The following is a 22,939-nucleotide window of genomic DNA, read 5'->3' on the forward strand; positions in this document are numbered from 1 at the left end:
CAAGGCTAATTTGTTGGTCAGACTGGGTCTGCCGTACTGTCTTGACTATGACTGACTAGTCAGTCAAATGGTGTGCATGACCAGAAAGCCCGCCAAAGCCGCCACGCCACCCGCAGCTCGCGCGAACGCGAAGGACGCTTCGCACGCTGGCAACGAAGCCATGCCCGCGTCGAGCCGCGCCACGCGCGCGGCGGAACGACGTGCGGCGATCGTGGAGGCCGCGATGGAGGAATTCATCGCGCGCGGCTTTGCCGCCACGCGGCTCGACGACATCGCGAAGCGCGCGGGTGTCGCCAAGGGCACCATCTACCTGCACTTCAAGGACAAGGAATCGATGTTCGAGGAGCTGGTGCGGACGGTGATCGTGCCTGTCGTGACCCGGTTGACGGCATTGCCGCCACCGGCGGGCTCGGTGCGCGATCTCGTCGAGGCGTTTGCCAGCAACTTCCTGAAGGAGGTCATCGGCACCAGGCGCGGCGATCTCGTGCGCCTGATCGTGGCCGAGGGGCCACGGTTTCCCTCCGTGGCCGATTTCTACTACCGCGAGGTTGTCTCGCGCGGCATCGCCGCCATGCGCGCGCTGATCGAGCTCGGCATTGCCCGCGGCGAGATCCGTCAGAAGAACCTGGCGCATTATCCGCAGATCCTGGTCGCACCCGCGATGATCGCGGTGATCTGGCAGAGCCTGTTTGCGCGGCACGCGCCGCTCGACGCGCAGGACATGCTGCGCGTTCATCTCGATTTGATTTTTGGCGAACGGAGCACGACATGAGGTCGTCGCAAGCAATTTTCAGACTTGCATTGGCTATCCTGCTCGCGATTGCACTGGCGGCCTGCAAGGACAAGCGTGAGCCCGGCTTCCAGGGCTGGGTCGAGGCCGACATGATCTTCGTCAGCCCCGACGAGGCGGGCCGCGTGACGAAGCTGAACATCCGCGAGGGCGACGAAGTCAAGGTCGGCGATCACCTCTATTCCGTCGACGACGATCTCCAGCTTGCCGATCTCAACCAGAACAAGGCGACGCTGGCGAATGCGCAGCAGACCTATGACCGCGCGGCCTCGCTGAGCAAGACCGGCTCGGGCACGCAGGCCAATCTCGACTCGGCCGTTTCCGCCTTGCGCGTCGCCGAGGCGCGGGTGGCGACCTCGGAGACGCGGATGGCGCGGCGCAAAGGGTTTGCGCCAGTCGCCGGCACCATCCAGCAGATCTATTTTCGCGAGGGCGAGATGGTGGCGGCGCAGCGGCCGGTGCTCTCGATCATGCCGCCCGGCAACATGAAGCTGCGCTTCTTCGTGCCGGAGACCGAGCTGCCGAAGCTTGCGATCGGCGATACCGTGCGGATCGCGTGCGACAATTGCGCCGCCGATCTCACCGCAAAGATCTATTTCATCGCGACTTCGGCCGAATACACGCCGCCTGTCATCTATAGCCTCGAGGAGCGCAACAAACTCGTCTATCTGATCCAAGCGCGGCCTTCGCGCCCCGATGCGCTGCGTGTCGGACAACCCATCGACGTCCATCTCAATCCAAAGACTCCGGTGGCGGACAAGCGATGAGCGGCGCCAATGGCATTGCGATCGACGTCAAGGGCCTGACCAAATCGTTCGGCGGCCGCGAGGTCGTGCACGATCTGTCGATGCAGGTGAAGCGCGGCTCGATCTACGGCTTCCTCGGCCCAAACGGCTCCGGCAAGACGACGACCATCCGCATCCTCTGCGGCCTGCTCACGCCCGACAGCGGCGAGGGCACCTGCCTCGGCTACGACATCAGGCGCGATGCCGAAAAGATCAAGCGCCAGGTCGGCTACATGACCCAGCGGTTCAGCCTCTATCAGGATCTCTCAGTCCGCGAAAACCTCGAATTCGTCGCGCGGCTGTACGGCCTTCGCGATGCACGCGGCGCCGCGCGCGACATGATCAAGCGGATCGGGCTCTCGGGGCGCGAGGAACAGCTCGCGGGCGAGCTCTCCGGCGGCTGGAAGCAGCGGTTGGCGCTGGGTGCCTGCACATTGCCGAGTCCGAAACTGCTGCTGCTCGACGAGCCGACCGCCGGCGTCGACCCGAAGGCGCGGCGCGATTTCTGGAACGAAATTCATGCACTCGCGGCCGACGGTCTCACCGTGCTGGTCTCGACCCACTACATGGACGAGGCGGAGCGCTGTCACGAGATCGCTTATATCGCCTATGGCCATCTGCTCGTGCACGGCACCGTGGAGGAGGTGATCGCGAAATCCGCGCTGACGACCTACACCGTGACGGGCGAGGACCTGAACGAGCTCGCGGCTGCGCTCACCGGCAAGCCGGGAATCGACATGGTGGCGCCGTTCGGCACGTCGCTGCACGTCTCCGGCCGCGACGTCGCCGCGCTCGAAGCCAGCATCGCACCATGGTGCGAGAAAAGCGGGCTGCACTGGCACAAATCGTCGCCGTCACTGGAAGATGTGTTCATCGAGTTGATGGGCCGTTCCAAGGACAATTTCCAATGACCGCCGTCGATCGTCCCGAACCACGGCACGCGATCCGGGAGCGCTTCGGCTTCTGGAGGCGCTCCTATGCGATGCTGATCAAGGAGTTCATCCAGCTCAGGCGGGACCGGGTGTCGTTTGCGATGATCGTGATGCTGCCGGTGATGCAGCTGCTCTTGTTCGGCTACGCCATCAACACCACGCCGCACAATCTGCCGAGCGCGGTGCTGCTCCAGGAGGACTCCGATCTCGCACGCTCGATCCTGAAGGCGCTGGAGAACACCGCCTATTTCCGCTTTCTCTACGAAGTCCACGACGTCGAGGATTTCGACAATCTCCTGAAATCCGGCAAAGTGCTGTTCGGCGTCGAGATCCCGCGTGGCTTCGAGCGGGCAGTGCGGCGCGGCGATAAGCCGGCGCTGCTGGTCGCGGCCGACGCCACCGATCCAGTGGCGGCGAGCGCGGCGATCGGCTCGCTCGGCATGGTCGTGCAGACCGCGCTCAAGCACGATCTCTACATCGGAGATCCTCCTGAGATGCCGTTCGAGATCCGCGCGCACGCCCGCTACAACCCCGCCGCGGCGTCGAGCCTCAACATCGTGCCGGGCCTCGTCGGCACCATCCTGACCATGACCATGCTGATCTTCACCGCGCTCTCGGTCACGCGCGAGGTCGAGCGCGGCACGATGGAGGCCCTGCTGTCGATGCCGATCAAGCCGGTCGAGGTGATGTTCGGCAAGATCATTCCCTACGTGCTGGTCGGTTTCGTTCAGGCGTTCCTCATCATCGGCATCGGGGTCGGCCTGTTCGGCGTGCCGGTGCTCGGCAATCTGTTCCTGTTGGCCCTGCTCTCGACGCTGTTCATCACGACCAACCTGGCGATCGGGTATACGATCTCGACGCTGGTGCAGAACCAGCTCCAGGCGATGCAGATGTCGATGATGTTCTTCCTGCCGAGCATCTTGCTGTCCGGCTTCATGTTCCCGTTTGCCGGGATGCCGGCCTGGGCGCAATATGTCGGCGAGTGCCTGCCACTGACGCATTATCTGCGCATCGTCCGCGCCATCATGCTGAAGGGCGCGAGCATGCAAAATTTGCGTTTCGATGCGTTGGCCCTGGCTGTCCTGATGCTGCTCGCCATGACCATCGCCGTGACGCGCTTCCGCCGCACGCTGGATTGAGGCAAGATGCCCCTGGAATCAAGGGGGCGGAATGGTCAGTTTTGCGAGCAGGAAGGCCCGGCAACACGCCGTGATGTCCGAGGACTTCGAGCGCGAGCTGACGCGGGAGGTGCTGCGGACCGAGCTGTTGCGGGTGAGGGCGCTGATCATGACGGGCTGCGTCATGATGCTGTTCCTCACTGCGATCAACCTGGTCGATCCCGCCGTCGTCGGCCGGGTCTGGCGCGGCACCGAAGGGCTGGCCGAGGTCTACGGCCTGCTCGTCGGCTTCATCCTGTTCGAGGTCTGGGTCCACACCCAGATCAGGAAGAACCTCAAGCTAGATCGCGATCTGCCGGTTGTCAGGCGCTATATCGGCGCGCTGATCGAAACCTCGGTACCCACGGTGATCCTGATCCTCCAGATCCGGACCATGGGCGCGAATCAGGCGCTGGGCTTCGCGGTGCCACTGATCTATTTCATCTTCGTCATCCTCTCGACCCTGCGGCTGGATTTCTGGCTCTCCACCTTCACCGGTTTTGTCGCCGCGGCCGAGCTGTTCGCCGTGGCGCTGATCTTCGATCCTGCCAGCGGGAGCGGCGAGCCGCAGATCTATTTTCACGCGGTACGAAGCACCATCATCTTGATCTGCGGCGTGCTTGCAGGCGCGGTCGGTGCGCAGCTCCGCCGCCAGTTCGCCGCGAGCATTGCGGCTGCGACCGCGCGCGACCGGGTGACCAACCTGTTCGGCCAGCACGTTTCGCCGCAGGTGGTCGAGCGGCTGATGGCGGCGGGGACGAGCGCCGCCGGCGACCTACGCCGCGTCGCCGTGATGTTCGTCGATTTCCGCGGCTTCACCGCCGGCGCGCAGTCGCGCACTCCGCAGGAGGTGGTCGACCGGCTCGACGGCGCCTTCGCCGTGCTGGTCGACATTCTCGACCGCGAGGGCGGCATCGTGAACAAGTTTCTGGGCGACGGCTTTCTCGCGCTGTTCGGTGCGCCGCTCGAGGCCTCCGACGCCGCGCACCGCGCGGTCGCCGCGGGCCGCGAGATGCTGACCGCGATGGAGCGCATCAACGCGCAGACGAGCTGGCCGCTCAGAATCGGAATCGGCATCCATTTCGGCGAGGTCGTCGCCGGCAATATCGGCTCGCCCCGGCGCAAGGAATACACCGTCATCGGAGACACCGTGAACTTCGCTTCCCGGCTGGAGGCGCTGAACAAGGAGTTCGGTTCGCAGCTCCTGATCTCCGCGGCCGTGCGCGAGGCGCTGGGCGAGGACGGCAGCGATGCCGTCGCGCTCGGCGAGGTCGAGGTGCGCGGCTATGAGCAAAAGGTGGCGGTGTTTCAATTGGGGTAACCGGTCTTCAAGCGCGAGCTGCACTTCGGTGAAGGCGCGTGATGGACTATCTCCGCTAGCTTTCGGGTCTTGCATTGTGGAAGCCGGCTCTCGGCTTCAACGCGTCATCGCGATTGCTCCGATTGCACCGAATTGTGGGGCATGACGAGCGGTGCCGCCGGCTTGTAGACTGGCGCGCGATGCGGCCGGTTGCGGCCGCGCCTTGCATGAGGGAATGAAAGATGCAGCGCCGCTACATCACCGTCGACGTGTTCACCGACCGCGCCTTCGGCGGCAACCAGCTCGCCGTGGTACTCGATGCCGGCGGGTTGTCGACCACGCAAATGCAGGCGATCGCGACCGAGTTCAACTATTCCGAGACGACCTTCGTGCTGCCGCCGCGCGACAAGGCGAACGATGCCGAGGTGCGCATCTTCACGCCTGTCAGGGAGCTTCCTTTCGCGGGCCATCCCAATGTCGGTACCGCCTTCGTGCTTGCGACGATCGCGAAAGAGCCGAAGCCGCGCCTGCGGTTCGAGGAGAAGGCGGGGCTGGTGCCCGTCGATATTGTGCGCGACCAGAGCCGCGTGATCAGCACCGAGCTTACCGCGCCGCAGCCTCTGACCCGCCTGTCGCAATTGTCTGCCGCCGATGCCGCGAGCTGCATCTCGCTCAGTGCAGACGACATCAAGGTCGACCGTCACGCGCCACAGGTCGTCAGCGTTGGAACGCCGTTTCTGGTGATTGAGGTGAACTCGCGCGATGCGCTCAAGCGGGCGCGGCCCGACGCGGCGGCCTTCGGCAAGGTATTTCCGTGCGACGGCGCGTTCTCGGCGTGGTTCTATACGCGCGATGTGCCCGCGGCGGAGGCGCCGTGCCAGCGGCAGGCGCGCATGTTCATGCGCGGCGCCAGCGGCCTCACCGAGGATCCCGCCACCGGCAGCGCCACGGTCGCAGCGGCCGCGCTGTTCGCCGAGCTCGATGCCACGCGCGATGGCGAGTTGAAGCTCACGGTCGGCCAGGGCTTTGACATGGCCCGGCCCAGCATCCTGCAGACGCGCGTGCGCAAGCAGGACGGCAAGATCGTCTCGGCCCATGTCGGCGGTAGCTGCGTGCAGATGATGGAAGGGACGTTTGGGCTCGCTGGGGAGGGGTAGGTAGCCGCTCTCTCCCCGTCATCCTGAGGTGCGAGCTCTAGCGAGCCTCGAAGGATGTACGGCCGAGGTGCTGCATTGGCGTCACGCCGTCGTCCTTCGAGGCCTTCGCTTCGCTACGGCACCTCAGGATGACGGCTACGGCGGCAGCTACACCTGCCGTCCCGCCAAATTCTTCACCGTCACGCCATCCCGATCCTCGATGATCTCCGCGATCATCTGGCGGTGGCAATGGGTGTGATCGCGCTCGTAGCAGAGCAGGCAGACGGGACCGGCTTTCTTCACCAGTGCCGAGAGTTCGTCCATCTGCTCCCGGGCCTCCGGCGTTTTCAGGTGCTTTGAGAAAATCTTCTCCAGCACATCGTATTGCCCGCTGCGGGCGGCGAGACGGCCTTCCTTGGGCGTTCCGAGCGCGGCGAGGTGGACATAGGCGATGCCGCGTTCATCGAGGCCGGCGGACAACTGTTTCTTGGAAAAGCCGGGACGGCGGGATGACGTCACCGCGCGCACGTCGACGACGAGCTTGACGCCGGATTGCTCCAGCTCGTCCAGCACCGCCTTGGGCGGCGTCTGCTCATAGCCGATGGTGAAGAGTTTTTTGGCCTTTGCCATGAGACACCTTTAGCGAAACACCTCAACTCACTCGCGCGATCAGTTCCATGGCGCCGGCCGGCGCACGCACCTTGCCCTCATGGATGACATAGGCGAACACGTCGCGGGGCTCCTTCTTCGGCTTGGCCTTGTCGACCTTCGGCAGGTCGTCGGGTTCACTTCCCTCGGCCCAGTCCTGAAAGCGCTTGGCCCAGGCATCGAGCTGCTTCGGCGGATAGCACGTCTTGATCGCGTCATTGCCTTTCTGCAGCCGGGCATAGACGAAATCGCCGGCGACGTCGGCGATCGCCGGATATTTGCCGTGCTCGGCGAAGACGACGGGCGTCTCGAATTCGCGGATCAGCGCGACGAAGTCCGGCGCGCAGAAACTGTCGTGACGGACCTCGACGACGTGGCGCAGCGCGCGTCCGTCGAGCTTGCGCGGCAACAGCTCGAGGAATTTGCCGAAATCGGCGCCGTCGAATTTTTTGGTCGGCGCGAACTGCCACAGCACCGGCCCAAGATGATCGCCCAGTTCCAGCACGCCGGAATCATAGAACCGCTTGATGGAATCTCCGGCCTCGGCCAGCACACGCCGATTGGTGGCGAAGCGCGGTCCCTTGAGTGAGAACACGAAACCATCGGGCACCTCGCTCGCCCATTTGCGAAAGCTCTCCGGTTTCTGCGAGCCGTAATACGTGCCGTTGATCTCGATCGAGGTCAGCTTCGAGGCGGCGTAGGACAGCTCCTTGGCTTGCGTGAGCTTCTCCGGATAGAAGACACCGCGCCAGGGCTCGAAGGTCCAGCCGCCGATGCCGATGAAGATGTTGCCGGATTTTTTGGACGCGGTTTTTGCTTTGGCCACGGAGGATCTCGGATGACGGGAGGAGGACCTCCATCCTAATCAAACCAGTTGTGATTGGCCAGTTTCGACGTCCCGTCTAAGCTCGCGACGGGATCTGCGAAGAAATGGAGAACAAGATGCGGATGCTGATAGTGGGAGCGGCGCTCGTCATGATGACATCTGCTGCCATGATGTCTTCAGTCATGGCCGACGATGACGATGCCAAGGGTGCGCAGAAGCTCGCCATGCAGGGCCGCGATGATTATTGGCATTGCCTGGCGCGGGAATATTCGCGCGACGGCAATCAGGGCCTGTCGGAACAGGATTTTGGCCGCTCCGTCGCCGGAGCCTGTCCGTCGGAGCGGCAATATTACCGGGTGGCACTGCTCGATTATCTCACCACGCAATATCCGGCTATCGATGCCGGCGCCCATCTCGCGACCGCGAACAGGGCGGTGGAGGCGGCGCAGAAGGACATCGTGATGGCCTTCGTCAAGCACAAGCCGCCGCAGAAATAGCCCATTGAACCGGTGCGTCCGGCAAGCCCTTCCGGCAGCGCGCTCATCCATGGTATCACTGGGCGCATCTGGAACAGGGATGGGTTTCCATGTCGTCTGAGTCGGTGGGGGGCATTTTGGGCGCGATCGTCGCGGCGATCGTGCTTGCGGTCGCCGTCGTCTTTGGGCCGATCGGCCAGTACGGCAAGCCGCCCAAACCTGCGAAGGCTGAGCCGGCCGGGGTTGCGGCGCCGGCGGCCCCTGCCGCGCCCGTGCCGCGAGGGCCGGTAGTCAAGGAAGTCCCGAACCAGTAAGGGCGTGAAAAAGGCCTCTTTCGACCCTTGTAAAGCGGCGTTGCCGTTCCCATTTAGCTTCTAACGGCGACGTTGAGCGAAAAACTCCGGCGCTGGAACGACCTTGGAATAGCACAGGCTGCGCCGGATGTACGCGCAGCCCGCCGTTCCGGGGTCGTTGGCATTTTTGGGCCCCTTTTGGGCCGCTCCCCAGAGAAACCCCGGCTTGCTGGCGCAAGTTCTTGGCAGCACAAGTTCTTGCCAGCACAAGTTCTTGGCAGCACAGGACGTGGCGGATATACGCTGCCGTCATGAATCAAGCGATCAGACCGGGCTCCGATACCCCACAGGCGGCTTCGCCGGCGCCGGAATTGTCGGTCGTCGTCCCGACCTTCAACGAGCGCGACAATGTCACGGTGCTGTACCGGCGGCTGGAGGCAGTGCTGGCCGGCATCGCCTGGGAGGTCGTGTTCGTCGACGATAATTCGCCTGATGGCACTTGGGACGTCGTGCGTGCGCTGGCCCAGCGCGACAGCCGCGTGCGCTGTGTCCGCCGCATCGGCCGCCGCGGCCTGTCGGGGGCCTGCATCGAGGGCATCCTGGCCTCCAGCGCGCCCTATGCAGCCGTGATCGACGCCGACCTCCAGCACGACGAGACGCAACTGCCGAAGATGCTGTCACTGCTCGCAAGCGGGCAGGCCGAACTCGTGGTCGGCAGCCGCTACATCGAGGGCTACAAGAGCGAAGGCTTCAACAAGCAGCGCGCCGGCGCCAGCGCGCTGGCAACGGAACTCGCCAGGAAAGCGCTGCGGGTCGAGATCGCCGATCCCATGAGCGGCTTCTTCATGGTTCGCCGCGACCGCTTCGAGCAGCTCGCGCCGAAACTTTCCGTGCACGGCTTCAAGATCCTGCTCGACCTCGTCGCGAGCGCCAATGGCAGCTTGCGCGCCATCGAAATTCCCTACACCTTCGGTGAGCGTCAGCACGGCGAAAGCAAGCTCGATTCCATGGTCGCGCTGGATTTTCTTGGCCTGGTGCTGGCGAAGTTCACCAACGATGCTGTCTCGTTGCGCTTCCTGCTGTTCGCGATGGTCGGCGGAATCGGCCTCGTGGTGCATCTCACCACCCTGTTCATATCGCTCGAGCTGTTCAAGGAACCGTTCGCGGAAGCGCAGGCCTCCGGCGCCATCGTCGCGATGACCAGCAATTTCGTTCTCAACAACTTCCTCACCTATCGCGACCAGCGGCTGAAGGGCTTTGCGCTGCTGCGCGGCCTGATCGCGTTCTACATCGTGTGCAGCGTCGGCCTGCTGGCCAATGTCGGCGTCGCCTTCTCGGTCTACGACCAGGAGCCGATCTGGTGGCTTGCGGGCGCGGCCGGGGCGCTGATGGGCGTGGTGTGGAACTACGCGATGTCCGGACTGTTCGTCTGGCGCAAGAAATAGCTCACGATGGGCGGGGCTGATGCGCGGATCGTCCGCAATACGGCGCTGGTGATCCTTGCGCTGGTCGGCTTGCGGCTCGTCGCAGCCGCCGTCACGCCGATCACCTTCGACGAAGCCTATTACTGGATGTGGTCGCAGAACCTCGCCGGGGGATATTACGACCACCCGCCGATGGTTGCCTACGTCATCCGCGCCGGCACCCTGATCGCGGGTGACACCGAACTCGGCGTCCGGCTGGTCTCGATCCTGCTCGCGCTGCCGATGAGCTATGCGATCTATCGCTCCGCCGCGATCCTGATCGGCGGCGCGCGGGTGGCCGCGACCAGCGCCATCCTGCTCAACGTGACGCTGCTGGCCTCGGTCGGCACGCTGATCGTCACGCCCGATGCGCCGCTGCTGGTTGCCTCCAGCTTCGTGCTGTTCTTTCTCGCCAAGGTGCTGGAGAGCGGCCGCGGCGTCTGGTGGCTCGCGGTCGGCGCAGCCGTCGGCGCGGCGCTCCTGTCGAAATACACCGCGATGTTCTTCGGGCTGGCGATCCTGATCTGGCTCGCTGCCGTGCCGAAACTGCGGCACTGGTTTCTCTCGCCCTGGCCGTATCTGGGCGGTTGCGTTGCGCTGGCGCTGTTCGCGCCGGTGATCCTCTGGAACGCCGATCATCAATGGGTGTCGTTCGCAAAGCAGCTCGGGCGCGCCAGGATCGAGGATTTTCGTCCGGTCTTCATTGCCGAGCTGATCCCGACCCAGATCGCGTTCGCAACCCCGCTGGTGTTCATCCTCGGCGCGATGGGGCTGCACGCGCTGACCTGGCGCCGGGCCGGCGCGCTGGCCTCGCGCGTGCTGATCGAGACGATGTTCTGGACCATCGTCGCCTATTTCGTCTGGCATTCCCTGCATGCCCGCGTCGAGGCCAACTGGTTTGCGCCGGTCTATCCGCCCTTCGTCATCGCGGCGGCCGCCGCCGCCAATCTCGTGCAGTGGAAGCCGCGGCAGCGTCGCCTGGTGGATTTCTGCCTGCGCTGGGCCGCACCCACCGGCATCGTGATGTTTGCCGCGCTGATCGTGCAGGCCAACACCGGCTGGCTGTCCGGCTATCGCCGCGATGCGACCGTGCGCAGCGTCGGCGTCGGCTGGCGCGAGCTCGCTGCCGAAATCGAAGCGGTGCGCGTCCGCAATGGCGCGACCTGCGTGCTTGCGCCGGACTACGGCACGACAGGCTGGCTTGCCTTCTATCTGCCGCGCGGCAGCTGCGTGGCGCAGCAGAACCAGCGCATCCGCTGGGCCAACATGCCCGAGCCGGATCCAAAGCTGCTTGCGGGCAAGCTGATCTATGTCGATGAGCTGCGTCCTGACGGCCATCCCGCCGTCCACGATCTCTTTGCGAAGGTGACGCAGGTCGCGCAATTGCAGCGCAAGCGCGGCCCGCTCGTCATTGAGACTTACAGCATCGATCTGCTCGAAGGCGCCAAGGGCGACGTGCTGGACCGCTCGCCACCGCCGGAAGCGCGGTAGCTCTTCGTCGGAACGACGGCGAAGGTTCAGTTGATCCTCTCGGCCTTGGTCGCGGCCTGGTTCGGCCTGTCCTGGTCGCGCCAGAACCAGACGGTCACGACGCCGGAGCGGCCGCGGACCTGCGTGAGCAGGGGGCCCGACAGAACGCCGTCGGGACCGCCCTGAAAGTCGGCCGCATCCAGCAGCGTGTCGCTGAGCGCGAGGCGCGCGCCGTTCTGAACGGCAACCTCCATCAACCGGCTCGCGACGTTGACGGTGTCGCCCGTCGCCGTGATGTGCTGATGGCTTTCGCCGAGGCGCGAGGCGACGATCGGGCCGAAATGCGCGCCGATCTTGAAGCCGAGTTGATCCCGCATCGCAGGCGGCAACGATGCGATCCAGCGTTCGACGCCACGGTGCAGGTCGATCGCGCATTTCAGCGCGCGCGCGGCGTCGTCGGGCATCGCGCCGGGCAGGCCGAACAGGATCATGGCGCCGTCGCCGAGAAAGCCGCTGATCATGCCACCGCAATCGACCGCGGTCTTCTCGACCAGCGCGTGAAACGCCTTCAGAATGTCCTGGAGTTCGCCCGGATCGATCCGCTCGCTCAGCGCCGTGAAGCCGGAGAGATCGATGAAGACCATTGCTGCGTCCTGCCGGACGGGTTTCGACAGGAAATTCGGATCGCGCGCCAGCCACTCTTGCACCGCCGGGGCCTGGAATTGCGCGAGCGACCGGCTCTTGGCTGCGAAATATTGCGTGCGGCGGCCTCCCGCCCATAATTGCACGCCGGCAAAGACCGCAACCGGCGGCACTGCTGCGGCGAGCGTGGTCGCGGCGTTCAGCCAGACGCCGTGCGTGAACGCGAACAGATTGAAGCCGGCCCAGGCGATCATCACCGTGGCCGCCGCCATGATGCCGAGCGCGCTGCGCCGCCAGGCGAGCAGGCCCACCAGCAGCATCGGCAACAGGATCGCGATGAGTGCGTCGGCGATGTGGACCTTGCGGTCGCGCACGATGCTGTCGCCGGCAACCAGATGGGTGATCGCCGTGGAGACCACTTCGACGCCGGGCATCAGAGATTCGAACGGCGTCGGGTAGAAATCGCCGCCGCCGGCGACGGAGGCGCCGATCACGACGATCCGGTTCTCGATCGCCGCGCGATTGAGCGTGCCGTCGAAGATGCTCTGTGCGCTGACGGTGCGGATGGTCCGGCGCGGGCCGTAATAGGTGATCGGCAGCGCGAAGTCGGTATCGGTCGGCACCGCGCGGTCGCCGAGCATCAGATGGTCCGGCGCGATCGTCAGCGACTTGTCGAGCGCGCGCGCCGCGACCCGCAACGGGAAGGACAGCTCGACCTTGTCGCTGGTCCGGAACAGCATCGGCACCGAGAGCGGCGAGCCCGATTGTCCGGTCGCAACGTTGACGACGCCGACCTCGGCATGATCGGCGAACGCCGGCAAGGGCAGCAGGAAGCGCTCGGCCTGCGGCAGGGCGGCGAGGGGACCTTGGCCGCTGGTCTCCACGGTCTCACTGGCGGACGGGAAGATCGCCGCGGCGGCAAGAACCATGGGACCGGTAGCCAGCGTATTTGCCAGCGTGGCGTCGCCGATCGCAGCGCTGCGGTCGACCAGGAGCAGGTCGATCGCGACGACCTTCGGCTTGAACTGCACGATGGTGTCGACGATTCGGGCGAGATCGGCCCGCGGCAGCGGGTAGCTGCCGCCGCGCTTCACGACGGTGTCGTCGATCGCGACGATGGTGACGAGATCGGGCGGAACCCGCACGCCGCGGACCTGAGTCCGCCAATCCGTCAGCGTCGCCTCGAGGCGATCGAGAAAACGCAGATGACCGTTGGCGTGACCGGCATAGATGCCCGCGCCCCACAGCGCGGTTAGGACGAGTGCCACCAGGATCTGAACGCGTCGGCTACTCATGTGGTCGTGTTGCAATTGTTTCTATCGTCCAAATGCTGTTCGCCGGGCCCAGGTGACCCGAACTTATTGGCCTGGTTTTATTGACCTGGTCTCGTGACCTAGCCCTATTGACCAAGTCTTGCCATCAATGCGTCGACGCGCGGCTGGCCCCATGTCTTGACCGTCAACGCGACTGTCGCTTCCACGTCGACGCCTTCGCCACGGCCTAATACCACGTTGCGCCCGCCGCGCCTGCGGCCCACGCCGACACGGCCGTCAGCCACGAAGACGGAGGTCTTGGCCTCCGCGACATCGACCGCCCATTTCGTGCCGCGCACCGCGGCGATCGCCTGCGGCGTCAGGACCTTGAATGGATTGCCGCCGGGCTTCTTGGGCACCTCGACCAGCAGCGCTTTGCTGCTCAACTCCACGGAGTCTATATGTCCGTCGCGGTTAGCGTCCTTAAGTTCAAATCTGGCACCGCTTTCGGCAACGATCGTGACGCCGTTGTCGCAGCGCCAGGTCTGCGTACCGGCAGCAGACGGCGCCGCCGTGCAGCCCACATTGGCGGCAGGTTGGGCAATCGCATGTCCGATCAACAGAAACGACCCCGCCAGAGCGAAAAGCCCTGCGCGCGCGAACTCTCTCATGCCAGCCTCCGTTTGCGTGCCAGGCACAGTCCAAGGCGATGTTGATACGGTACCGTATCACACGCAGAGGCTGCTGAAAAGTGCCGGTTGCCGTAGCTATTTTCTCGCTGCGGCCTTTTCCAATGCGGTGCGATCAACTTTCGGTCAGGGCACCGGCTCGCGTGCGCGGTGAGTGATGTGGCTGCTGCCAGCCGCGCTGCGGCTGCGGAGGAGAGGGTGCTGTGCGCACCAGCCTCGCGCAACGTTTGCCCGCTATCTTCCGGGTATTGAAGACCACGAAAACGACTTGGTTGGATGGCCTTAGAGATGCGGCCGGAGACGGTCGCCGGCAACGCCAAATCCCGCCGAGAATCATGGTTAACAGACGCGCTTAAGTCCGTAGTCCTGCGGGCTTTTTTCTCGAAATGGGACGACCCGAACGGGTTGCCCCACATCCGCCCGAACTTAATCCGCATTTAACTAAAAGTGGCCTTAATGACGCTCCGACCCTCTGCGAAATGCTGTTCCCGGATCGTGACCAGCGGCGCTTCGAAGGGGGACTGAGTGACACCGTTCTGGACGCAAGGCGAATGAGTACGAGTATCGCTGCGCAAGGCATCGCGGCACGAAAGTCCAAAGGATTCTCGAGCACTTCTTATCGGAAGCCTTCCCGGAAAATGACGACCCACAACGTGCTTGGCGCCGCCGTGATCGGCTGCGTCGTGCTTGGCGCCGGCTGGACCGTCTACAGCAACATCTTTGCCGCCAGCGTCTATCCGACGGTCGGCAGCAGCGGCTACGACGAGCCCGTGATCAAGCGTGCGCCCCGGGTCGCGGTGCGTGAGGCCGGTGAGGCCGTCAAGGAAGCCTTTGCGCTCTTGCCCGACCGGTTGCAGGTGGCGGCGCCGATCTCGCGCGAGATGTTCAACGATCGCTTTGCCGCGGCTGCGACCCAAGGCGTGACATCGAATGCGGCCAGCGCCGCGCCCGCAACCAAGGTCGCCGAAGCCAAGGACGCGCCGAAGCCGAGCGTGATCGCGAGGGTCGCGGAAGTCCTGAAGCCAGGTCCCGCCAAGATCGCTGACGCCGCCAAATCCAAGCGCGGCGCCGACGCGCCGGTGCAGCTTGCCTCGGCGGATCCGGCCGAGATCGTGCCGGCGCCTGAGGCGAAGCCAAGATCGATTGCCGATCGCGCCAAGGCTGCGGTGATGTCGATCACCGGACCGCGCCAGTCGATGGTGGAAAAGCTCTGGGGCAAGCGCGAGCCGTCCGGTGGGCTGCTCGCCTATGCCTCGGCCGACGCCAGCGTAACCGCATCCATCGCGCCGAGGGAGCAGAACCCCATGCTCGGCGGTTCGGCGCCCTATGAGCGCGACACCGCGGTCTACGACATCTCCGCCAAGGCGGTTTACTTGCCAGACGGCACCAAGCTCGAGGCGCATTCCGGCCTCGGCTCCAACCTCGACGACCCGCGCTCCTCGCGCGTCCGCATGCGCGGCGTGACGCCGCCGCACATCTACACGCTGAAGCCGCGCGAGGCGCTGTTTCACGGCGTGCCTGCGCTGCGCCTGACCCCGATTGGCGGTGAGAGCGCGATCTACGGCCGCGACGGCCTTCTCGCGCACACCTTCATGCTCGGGCCGAATGGCGATTCCAACGGCTGCGTGTCCTTCAAGGATTATTACGCGTTCCTCGACGCCTACCGCAACAAGGGCATCCGCAAGCTCGCGGTGCTGGCGCGGGTGGACTAGGCTCAGTCAATTCGAGATCACGCAAAAGGGCCGCCTGCAGCGGCCCTTTTCTGTTTCGCTTCGCGCCTGCGTTTTAGCCCGGCCAGCACTGCCCGCCGCCGTCGATCCGCAGCACCTGGCCGGAAACGAAGGCGCCCATGGGGCCTGCGAAGAATTCGACAACGCGCGCAACCTCGTCGACCGTCGCGATCCGGTCGAGCGTGCCGGTCTCAACCGTTCTGTCGGGGTCGACTGCGCGCGTTCCGAGGAAGCGGCCGGTGCGGGTATCTCCGGGCGCGATGCAGTTGACGGCGATGTCGTAGGGGCGGAGCTGGTCGGCCAGGCATCGCGTGTAGTGGGTCACGCCGGCCTTCGACACCGCATAGATCGAGCCCTGAGTACGCCCCTTGAAAGCGGCGACCGAGCCAAGCGTGACGATGCGGCCGCGTCGGCGCTCCATCATGCCGCGCGCGACCGCCTGGCATGTCAGGATGGTGGAGAGCAGATTGCGCTCCAGCACCGCGCGCACATCGGCCTCGTTGATGTTCACCGCATCGTTCGGATCGGGCTTGCCGCCGCCGGCCGCGATATCGCCGCCGGCATTGTGCACGAGAATGTCGATCGGGCCGAGTGCCGCTTCGGTCTCCGCGATGACGCGTGCGATGTCCTCGCCCTTGGTGAGATCGCCGAGCACGCGCTGGCTGCGAACGCCGAATTCCCGTCCGATCTCGGCGGCGACCGCGGTGAGGGTGGTGCCCTCGCCATATTCGGCCGGCCCGTTCTCGCGCATGCCGTGGATGGCGAGGTCAGCGCCCAGCGCGGCAAGCTTCTCTGCAAACGCGCGGCCGAGCCCGCGCCCCGCGCCGGTCACCAGCGCAACTTTGCCCGCCAGAACCTTGTTGGTGTCATGCGATGTCATGATCTTGTTCCTGTTGTGACTATCAGTCTGCTGCGAGATCGAGGCCGATCGCCAACGCCTGCGCGAGGCACATCGGTGCGACAAGCGTGCGTAGCGCAGGCTCAGGCATGTCCTGGATCTCGAACACGACGCTCGCGCCCTCGACGATCGGGCTCAGGAGGCTGTCGGTGATGGAAATCGTGGGGACGCCCCGCGCGACGAGTTCAGGAAACAGCCGCGCCGTATCCGGATAGTAATTCCGGAAGCTGATCGCGACCAGTGCGTCCTCCGTGGTCGCGGCATGCGACTGCTCGTGGATGCTGCCGCCGGTGCCGTCGAGCAGGACGACACGCCGTCCCAGCTTGCGCAGCACGTAGGCCAAATGAATCGCAACCGGGAACGAGCCGCCGAGGCCGAGCAGATAGATGTCGCGCGCCTTGGCAAGGATCGCGGTTGCGGCGTCGAGTTCGCGCGCATGCACGGATTGGCTCAGCGTGACCAGCGCCGATTGGGCTTCCGAGACGAAGCGCGACAATACCGCGGCCGGCTGGCGGCCGAGCACTGACTTCTCCTGGCTCTTCATGCGGGCGAGGCGCGACTTGTAGCTTGGCGCGACGCCGGCGACGAGGCGTGAGCGGAACACCTGCTGCATCTCGGTGAAGCCGCCGAACCCGAGCGCATGCGCGAAGCGAACGATCGCCGACGGCGGCACTCCTGAGCGCTGCGCCACCTCCGCCACGGTGCCGAGTGCGACATCGGTCGGGTGATCGAGCACGAACTCCGCGATCTGCTGCAGCCGGCCGGACAGCGCCCGGTGCCGCTGCGCAATCGCGCCGCGCAGTTCGTCATAACTCATGGCGCCAGCCGCCTTGTTCATCGAGTCGGATCTCCGGATCGGTCGCCTGTTTAACGGCATTTCCCCGTTTGGATCAAATATTCTACTTTACATAACAGATGGAATGAATATTCTAATCGCACAAAAAGCAAAAGGCTACTGAGACGGGAGGACACGATGAGAGGGCGTCAGATCTCACGGCGAAGCGTTCTGAAGGGCAGCTTGATGGCGAGTGTCATCGGCGGCACCGGCAGCTTCTTTGGGCCGTGGCGGCAGAATCATGCCTGGGCGCAAGGCGCGAAACCGATCAAGCTTGGCCTGACCTGCGATGCCAGCGGTCAATACGGCAACAGCGGCCAGGATGATTTCCGCGGCATCAAGATGGCGATCGACGAGATCAACGCCAAAGGTGGCGTGCTCGGGCGCCAGGTCACGTTCATCACCGCGGACACCGAGACGACGCCAGCCACCGGCAGCCGCGTCGCCGAACGCTTCATCACCCGTGAGGACTGCACCATCCTGATCGGCGCGCTGCATTCGGGCGTCGCCAACGCCATCACGCAGGTCGCCAGCAAATATGGTGTGATCTACATGAACACCAATTCCTCCGCGCCCAGCGAAGCCGGGGAGAACTGCTCACGCGTGAAATTCGTCTGGGACGGCAACGGCACCAATTTTTCCAAGGCGTCGGTCAAGAACGCGGTGGACTCCATCGGCAAAAACTGGATGCTGCTGACCAACGACTATGTCTGGGGTCACACGACGTCTGCCGCGACCAGGACGCAGGTCGAGAGCGCCGGTGGCAAGATCCTCGACAATCTGCTGGTGCCGCAGAACACGCGCGATTTTACTGCCTATCTGCTGAAGATCCAGCAGGCCAAGCCCGATGTCGTGGCGACCGCGGTTGGCGGCGACGATATCAAGGCATTGCGCGAGCAGGTGGCGCAGCTCAAGCTCGACGGCAAACCGGCCTGGATCAACAACCAGCAGGACTGGCCCGACGTGTGGGGCGCGCCCGACAGCCTGTTCGGCGTGTTCGGCACGACCTGGTATCACAAGCTGCCGCTGCCCGGCGTCGCCGAATTCGTCAAGAAGTGGCAGGCCGCCAACAAGGACGGCCCGATCCCGGTGCCTGGCAACGTCTCCTACAACGGCTACATGTCCACGCGCGAACTGCTTCGTGCGATCGAGCGGGCAGGGTCGACCAACAACGTCAAGATCATCAAGGAGCTCGAGAACCTCAAGGTCTCGGCGACCGACCGCATGCAGCATTTCGACGCCTACATGGATCCGATGACGCACCAGATGCAGCAGACGATCTATCTGGCGCGGCGCAACGCCAAGCCGGCCGACAATACCGATCTGTTCGAGATCATCAGCTGGACGGAGCCGAAATCCGCCGCCGACGATGCGGCGGCCGGCAAGTGCAAGCTCACGCCCTACGAGCAGGTGCCGACCGTCGACTCCTGAAGACGGTGCGTCACATCGCACAACGAGCGGCGCGCGATCTCGTGCGCCGCGCACCGGGACCGTCGGCGTCCCGGGTGAAACATGCCAGTTGCGAGAGCCCAAAACCTTGTTCGACCTTCTTCCGCATCTCCTCAACGGCCTGACGCTCGGCCTGTTGTTCGCACTGATCGCACTCGGCTTCATGCTCATTGTCGGGCTGATGGAGCAGATCAACCTCGCGCACGGCTCGCTGTTCGCGCTCGGGGCTTATGTCGCCATGCAGCTCACGGGGCCGCGCCCGCCATTGCCGATGGAACTTGCGAAAGCGTGGCTCGCGCTGCCGCTCGGCTGGCGCTATGCCGCCACGTTGGTCATCGCGCCCGTGATCGTGAGTCTGGTCGGCATGCTGATCGAGCTCTGCATGCGGCGCACTTATGGCAAGGATCCGCTCTACGGGCTGCTCCTGACCTTCGGCGCCGCGATGGTGATCGAGGAGATGATCCGCCTGGTCTGGGGCACGCGCGATTACGTGCTGCAGGTGCCGTCCGCCATCAATGGCGGCTTCCTGTTCGGCGATCTGATCTGGTCGACCTATCGCTTCTACGCAGCAGGTATCGCGGCCGGGATCATCGGCCTGGTCTGGTTGCTGATCGAAAAGACCTCGTTCGGCGCGACGGTCAAGGCCGGCGCTCATGACAGTGAGATCGTGCGCGCGCTCGGCATCAACCTGTCACGATTGCGGCTGCTGGTGTTCGTGTTCGGCACGATGCTGGCCGCGATCGCGGGCATCATCGTCGCGCCGATCTGGGGCATTCGTCCGCATATGGGGGTCGATGCCGTCATTCCTGCGTTCCTGGTGATCGTGCTCGGGGGCGTCGGCAGCTTTTGGGGTGCGGTCGCGGCCGGACTGCTGGTCGGCTTGTGTGTCGGCCTTGCCGGTGCCTACGCGTCTGAATGGTCGCTGTTGTCGATGTACATCTTGCTCGTTGCCGTCGTGACGTTCCGCGCGCGCGGCTTGTGGGGCAAGAAGAGCGTGCTCGAGGCCTAAAGCGAATGATTGTGAAATCAAAATCTTCACCGGACGCCGCGCGCCTCGTGACGCCGACGATGCTGGTGCTTTGGCTCGTGCTTGCAACGGTGCCGCTCTGGATCACGCGGGTCGGGCTCTATCCTTATCTGGGGATCGAGATCCTGATCTGGTCGCTCTATGCGCTCGCGTTCAATTTGGTGCTGGGCACCGCCGGACTTCCGTCGTTCGGTCATGGTGCCTATTTCGGCATCGGCGCCTATGCGTTCGGTCTCTGCCAGTTCGAAATCGTTGCCAATCTCTGGATATGTCTGATTGCCGCGGCCGCGGTCGCGGGCCTCGCCGGCGTGCTGGTGGCGATGTTCATCTCGCACCGGCGCGGCATCTATTACGCCTTCATGACGATTGCGTTCGGCCAGATCTTCTGGACGCTGGCGATCAAATCGCACCGGATCACCGGCGGCGAAGACGGTCTTCTCAAGATTAAACGGTTGCCGGCCGATTTTGGGCTTGTGTCGTTCGATCTCAACGACAATGTCGCCTTCTACTATTTCGTGCTCGCCGTCTTTGCGGTCGGCACCGCCGCGTTGTGGCGGCTAGTGAACTCGCCTTATGGCCGCGTGGTCGCTGCGATCAGGCAGAGCGAGGTTCGGGCAAGCCATCTTGGCTATAATGTGTGGCTCTACAAGGTCGCGGTCTTTGCGCTGTCGGCCGCAGTTTCGGGCTTTGCCGGCGGGTTGTTCGCCATGGCTCAGCTCGCCGCATTCCCTGACGTCATGAGCCTGCATCAATCCGGCTACGTCGTGATGATGACGCTCGTCGGCGGTGGGCTTGTCAGCTTCTGGGGTCCGGTGATCGGCGTGTTTCTCTTCCTCACCGCCCGAGACGTGATCGGCGCGCTGACCAATGCCTGGATGCTCTATTTTGGTCTGCTGTTCATCGCGATCGTGCTGTTTCGCCCCGAAGGCATTGCCGGCGCGATATCTGCTGCCGTGCAGCAACACTCACTTGGCGCCCTACGGCAGAGGGGTACGTCGGCGATGCGGCTGCTGTTCGGGAGCGGGCGATGAACATGATCGAGGCCGCAGCCGTTCATGTCCGCTTCGGCGATCGCGTCGTGCTGGAGAGCGTCGATCTCGCGGTCGCGGAGGGGGAGTTTCACGGTGTGATGGGTCCGAACGGCGCCGGCAAGACCACGTTCTTCAACGTCCTTACCGGACGGGTGAAGCCGAACCGGGGCCGAGTCCTGCTCGGCGGCGAGGATGTCACGGGCCTCAGCCCGCACCGCATCGCCGCCAAGGGCATCGCCCGCTCGTTTCAGATCATGACATTGTTCGACGAATTCTCCGCGCGTGACAACGTCATGATGGGCTTGCCCGAGTTTCGCGCCCGTGGCCACGATATCGCGCACGCAGCGGCGGGCGACAGTCGGCTTGCCGCGAAGTCCTCCGAAGCGCTGGCGGCAGTCGGGCTTGCAGACAAGGGCGACATCCGCGCCAAGGACCTGTCTTATGGCGACCGGCGCGCGCTGGAGATCGCGGTCGCCCTGGCGCAGGCACCGCGCGTGCTGTGCCTGGACGAACCGACCTCCGGCCTCGGCTCCGACGGGGTGCAGCGGCTCGCAGCCCTGATTGCACGCCTGAAGGGGCGGCTGACCATCGTCGCCATCGAGCACGATATGGAGTTCCTGTTCTCGTTGGCTGACCGGATCTCGGTCATCCATTGGGGCCAGGTGGTGGCGCGCGGAACGCCACACGAACTGCAGCAGAACGAATGGGTGCGGCGCTCCAATCTCGGGAAGTTCGCATGATCCTCGAAGTGGACGCGGTCGATACCTTCTACGGCGAGACCCAGGCGCTGTTCGGCGCCTCGCTCGCCATCGAGCACGCCAAGGTGTTTGCGCTGCTCGGCCCCAACGGCGCCGGCAAGACGACCATGCTCCGCTCGATTCTCGGGCTGACGCGTCCGCGCCGCGGCTCGGTTTGTTTCGACGGTCACGACGTCACGCGCGATCCGACCCACGAGATTGCGCGCGCCGGCATCGGCTGGGTGCCCGACGACCGACGGCTGTGCCCGACATTGACGGTCGCGCGCAACCTGTCGATCGCGCAAAAGCGCACGCGCTTTCGCCACTGGAGCGTCAAGGAGGCCGCTGCGATCTTCTCGCCGCTCGAATATCTCATGGAGCGCGACTGCGAAAACCTGTCGGGCGGCGAAATGCAGATGGTGGCGATCGCCCGCGCGCTGGTCGGCTCGCCGGGACTGGTGCTGTTCGACGAGCCGAGCCAGGGACTGGCGCCGAAAATCGTCGGCGACGTGCTTGCGACGATTCTGCGCATGAAGGACGAGGGCATTGCCTCGCTGGTTGTGGAGCAGAACGCCGAGATCGCGCTATCGGTCGCAGACCATGCCGCGGTGATCGATCGCGGCCGGATCGTCTGGACCGGCGAGGCCGCGGTCTTGCGGGATGATCGCGGGCTTCGTCAGCGCTTGCTGGGAGTACAATAAGTGGCCGCACCGCTGCTGGTTCTCGACGACGTTCGCAAGGTCTATACAAGGGGCCGCGTGATCCGCCGACCGACATTCACGCTACAGGCAAATCTGTCGCTGGACGAACCTGATATCGTTGGTGTCGTCGGCCCGAATGGCGCCGGCAAGACGACCTTGTTTGAGATGATGACGGGCTCGAACGCCCCGACCTCGGGACGCGTGCTGGTCGCGGGCACCGATATCCATGGTGTCAAATATCGGGAACGCGACCGGCTCGCGATCCACTATCACCAGTCCTATCAGGTCAGGCGCTTCCGCAAGCGCATTCCCTCCGCCTTCCTGGCGCCGTCCCCGACCCGGACGCCCCTGGTTCACCTGTTCGACGAACCGCAGTTCAACCTGCAGGATGGCTATATCGGCTTCATGCTCGATTTCTTCCGCAAGCTGCGCGACGAGGGCCGGCTGGTCATTCTCTGCATGCATCCGACAGCGGCCTGGCACCTCGACATTCTCGCCGAGATTGCCGGGCGATTCCTTTTTGTGGCCGGCGGCGGGGTGACGCGCGTGGCCGATTTCGGCGCTCTGGTCGCCGAGCCGCGCTTCCGCTCCTATCTTGGGCCGGAGATGACAAAGGCGGCGGACGCGATTTGTCACCGAGCCATTCCCATCCCGACCTAAGGCAAAAAAGA

Annotated in this window: 23 protein-coding genes; 17 read left to right on the top strand and 6 right to left on the bottom strand. The window is 64.5% G+C overall.

All coding sequences use genetic code 11. From position 1 onward, the window contains the following. The first annotated feature begins 76 nt into the window (after positions 1-76). The 6 genes from AC0L2F_RS13155 (at position 77) to AC0L2F_RS13180 (ending at position 6,121) form a co-directional block, all read left to right on the top strand. Complete coding sequence (locus AC0L2F_RS13155) at positions 77-772, top strand: TetR/AcrR family transcriptional regulator (protein WP_473248634.1); 696 nt, start codon at positions 77-79, stop codon at positions 770-772. Further along, positions 769-1,557, top strand: coding sequence for an HlyD family secretion protein (locus tag AC0L2F_RS13160; protein ID WP_473248635.1), 789 nt, complete (start codon positions 769-771; stop codon positions 1,555-1,557). Before AC0L2F_RS13155 ends, AC0L2F_RS13160 begins: the two co-directional genes overlap by 4 nt. Continuing rightward, the gene (locus AC0L2F_RS13165; RefSeq protein WP_007611975.1) at positions 1,554-2,486 is read left to right on the top strand and encodes an ABC transporter ATP-binding protein; all 933 of its coding nucleotides are present in this window, start codon (positions 1,554-1,556) and stop codon (positions 2,484-2,486) included. The genes AC0L2F_RS13160 and AC0L2F_RS13165 overlap by 4 nt, the downstream gene beginning before the upstream one ends. Further along, positions 2,483-3,646, top strand: a complete 1,164-nt coding sequence (locus AC0L2F_RS13170; RefSeq protein WP_007611973.1) for an ABC transporter permease — start codon at positions 2,483-2,485, stop codon at positions 3,644-3,646. The genes AC0L2F_RS13165 and AC0L2F_RS13170 overlap by 4 nt, the downstream gene beginning before the upstream one ends. Positions 3,647-3,677: 31 nt before the next feature. Beyond that, positions 3,678-4,985, top strand: coding sequence for an adenylate/guanylate cyclase domain-containing protein (locus AC0L2F_RS13175; RefSeq protein ID WP_007611971.1), 1,308 nt, complete (start codon positions 3,678-3,680; stop codon positions 4,983-4,985). 221 nt (positions 4,986-5,206) lie between these two features. Then, entirely contained in the window at positions 5,207-6,121 is a 915-nt protein-coding gene (locus AC0L2F_RS13180; protein ID WP_473248636.1) for a PhzF family phenazine biosynthesis protein, read from the top strand. Between the two features lie 147 nt (positions 6,122-6,268). Here the strand turns inward: AC0L2F_RS13180 and AC0L2F_RS13185 are convergent, their stop codons facing one another. Together AC0L2F_RS13185 and AC0L2F_RS13190 are read right to left on the bottom strand one after the other, a co-directional pair. Beyond that, positions 6,269-6,730, bottom strand: coding sequence for a DUF488 domain-containing protein (locus tag AC0L2F_RS13185; protein ID WP_063995813.1), 462 nt, complete (start codon positions 6,728-6,730; stop codon positions 6,269-6,271). A gap of 22 nt (positions 6,731-6,752) precedes the next feature. Beyond that, complete coding sequence (locus AC0L2F_RS13190) at positions 6,753-7,574, bottom strand: DUF72 domain-containing protein (protein WP_473248637.1); 822 nt, start codon at positions 7,572-7,574, stop codon at positions 6,753-6,755. A 116-nt stretch (positions 7,575-7,690) separates the two neighbouring features. Here AC0L2F_RS13190 and AC0L2F_RS13195 point away from each other — a divergent pair, with 116 nt between their 5' ends. From AC0L2F_RS13195 to AC0L2F_RS13210, 4 genes are all read left to right on the top strand, one after another. Beyond that, positions 7,691-8,071 carry a hypothetical protein gene (locus AC0L2F_RS13195; RefSeq protein ID WP_007611959.1) on the top strand — a complete coding sequence of 127 codons (381 nt, stop codon included), beginning with the start codon at positions 7,691-7,693 and terminating at the stop codon, positions 8,069-8,071. Positions 8,072-8,160: 89 nt separating this feature from the next. Beyond that, positions 8,161-8,364 (top strand): hypothetical protein, encoded by a 204-nt coding sequence (locus AC0L2F_RS13200; RefSeq protein ID WP_473248638.1) that lies wholly within the window; start codon positions 8,161-8,163, stop codon positions 8,362-8,364. Between the two features lie 290 nt (positions 8,365-8,654). Continuing rightward, entirely contained in the window at positions 8,655-9,788 is a 1,134-nt protein-coding gene (locus AC0L2F_RS13205) for a glycosyltransferase family 2 protein (RefSeq protein ID WP_063995814.1), read from the top strand. Positions 9,789-9,794: 6 nt separating this feature from the next. Then, positions 9,795-11,297, top strand: coding sequence for a glycosyltransferase family 39 protein (locus tag AC0L2F_RS13210; protein ID WP_473248639.1), 1,503 nt, complete (start codon positions 9,795-9,797; stop codon positions 11,295-11,297). Positions 11,298-11,323: 26 nt separating this feature from the next. Here the strand turns inward: AC0L2F_RS13210 and AC0L2F_RS13215 are convergent, their stop codons facing one another. Then, positions 11,324-13,213, bottom strand: a complete 1,890-nt coding sequence (locus AC0L2F_RS13215; RefSeq protein ID WP_473248640.1) for a CHASE2 domain-containing protein — start codon at positions 13,211-13,213, stop codon at positions 11,324-11,326. 104 nt (positions 13,214-13,317) lie between these two features. Continuing rightward, complete coding sequence (locus AC0L2F_RS13220) at positions 13,318-13,842, bottom strand: FecR domain-containing protein (RefSeq protein WP_473248641.1); 525 nt, start codon at positions 13,840-13,842, stop codon at positions 13,318-13,320. 656 nt (positions 13,843-14,498) lie between these two features. Between AC0L2F_RS13220 and AC0L2F_RS13225 the strand changes: the two genes are divergently transcribed. Further along, complete coding sequence (locus AC0L2F_RS13225) at positions 14,499-15,572, top strand: DUF2778 domain-containing protein (RefSeq protein WP_473248642.1); 1,074 nt, start codon at positions 14,499-14,501, stop codon at positions 15,570-15,572. Positions 15,573-15,645: 73 nt separating this feature from the next. Here the strand turns inward: AC0L2F_RS13225 and AC0L2F_RS13230 are convergent, their stop codons facing one another. Together AC0L2F_RS13230 and AC0L2F_RS13235 are read right to left on the bottom strand one after the other, a co-directional pair. Beyond that, positions 15,646-16,470 (bottom strand): SDR family NAD(P)-dependent oxidoreductase, encoded by an 825-nt coding sequence (locus tag AC0L2F_RS13230; protein WP_473248643.1) that lies wholly within the window; start codon positions 16,468-16,470, stop codon positions 15,646-15,648. A gap of 22 nt (positions 16,471-16,492) precedes the next feature. Further along, positions 16,493-17,326 carry a MurR/RpiR family transcriptional regulator gene (locus AC0L2F_RS13235; protein WP_473248644.1) on the bottom strand — a complete coding sequence of 278 codons (834 nt, stop codon included), beginning with the start codon at positions 17,324-17,326 and terminating at the stop codon, positions 16,493-16,495. 183 nt (positions 17,327-17,509) lie between these two features. On the opposite strand from AC0L2F_RS13235, the gene AC0L2F_RS13240 reads away from it, so the two are divergent. The 6 genes from AC0L2F_RS13240 (at position 17,510) to AC0L2F_RS13265 (ending at position 22,928) form a co-directional block, all read left to right on the top strand. Then, positions 17,510-18,754 (top strand): ABC transporter substrate-binding protein, encoded by a 1,245-nt coding sequence (locus AC0L2F_RS13240; protein ID WP_063995819.1) that lies wholly within the window; start codon positions 17,510-17,512, stop codon positions 18,752-18,754. A gap of 106 nt (positions 18,755-18,860) precedes the next feature. Then, positions 18,861-19,781 (top strand): branched-chain amino acid ABC transporter permease, encoded by a 921-nt coding sequence (locus AC0L2F_RS13245; RefSeq protein ID WP_007611932.1) that lies wholly within the window; start codon positions 18,861-18,863, stop codon positions 19,779-19,781. Between the two features lie 5 nt (positions 19,782-19,786). Beyond that, positions 19,787-20,830: a branched-chain amino acid ABC transporter permease gene (locus AC0L2F_RS13250; protein ID WP_473248645.1), complete on the top strand. Its 1,044-nt coding sequence runs from the start codon at positions 19,787-19,789 to the stop codon at positions 20,828-20,830. Beyond that, positions 20,827-21,570 carry an ABC transporter ATP-binding protein gene (locus AC0L2F_RS13255; protein WP_473248646.1) on the top strand — a complete coding sequence of 248 codons (744 nt, stop codon included), beginning with the start codon at positions 20,827-20,829 and terminating at the stop codon, positions 21,568-21,570. Before AC0L2F_RS13250 ends, AC0L2F_RS13255 begins: the two co-directional genes overlap by 4 nt. After that, positions 21,567-22,268 carry an ABC transporter ATP-binding protein gene (locus AC0L2F_RS13260; RefSeq protein ID WP_007611928.1) on the top strand — a complete coding sequence of 234 codons (702 nt, stop codon included), beginning with the start codon at positions 21,567-21,569 and terminating at the stop codon, positions 22,266-22,268. Before AC0L2F_RS13255 ends, AC0L2F_RS13260 begins: the two co-directional genes overlap by 4 nt. Next, positions 22,269-22,928, top strand: a complete 660-nt coding sequence (locus AC0L2F_RS13265; RefSeq protein ID WP_007611926.1) for an ATP-binding cassette domain-containing protein — start codon at positions 22,269-22,271, stop codon at positions 22,926-22,928. The last annotated feature ends 11 nt before the right edge of the window (positions 22,929-22,939 follow it).

This window comes from Bradyrhizobium sp. Ken64, assembly GCF_055807555.1.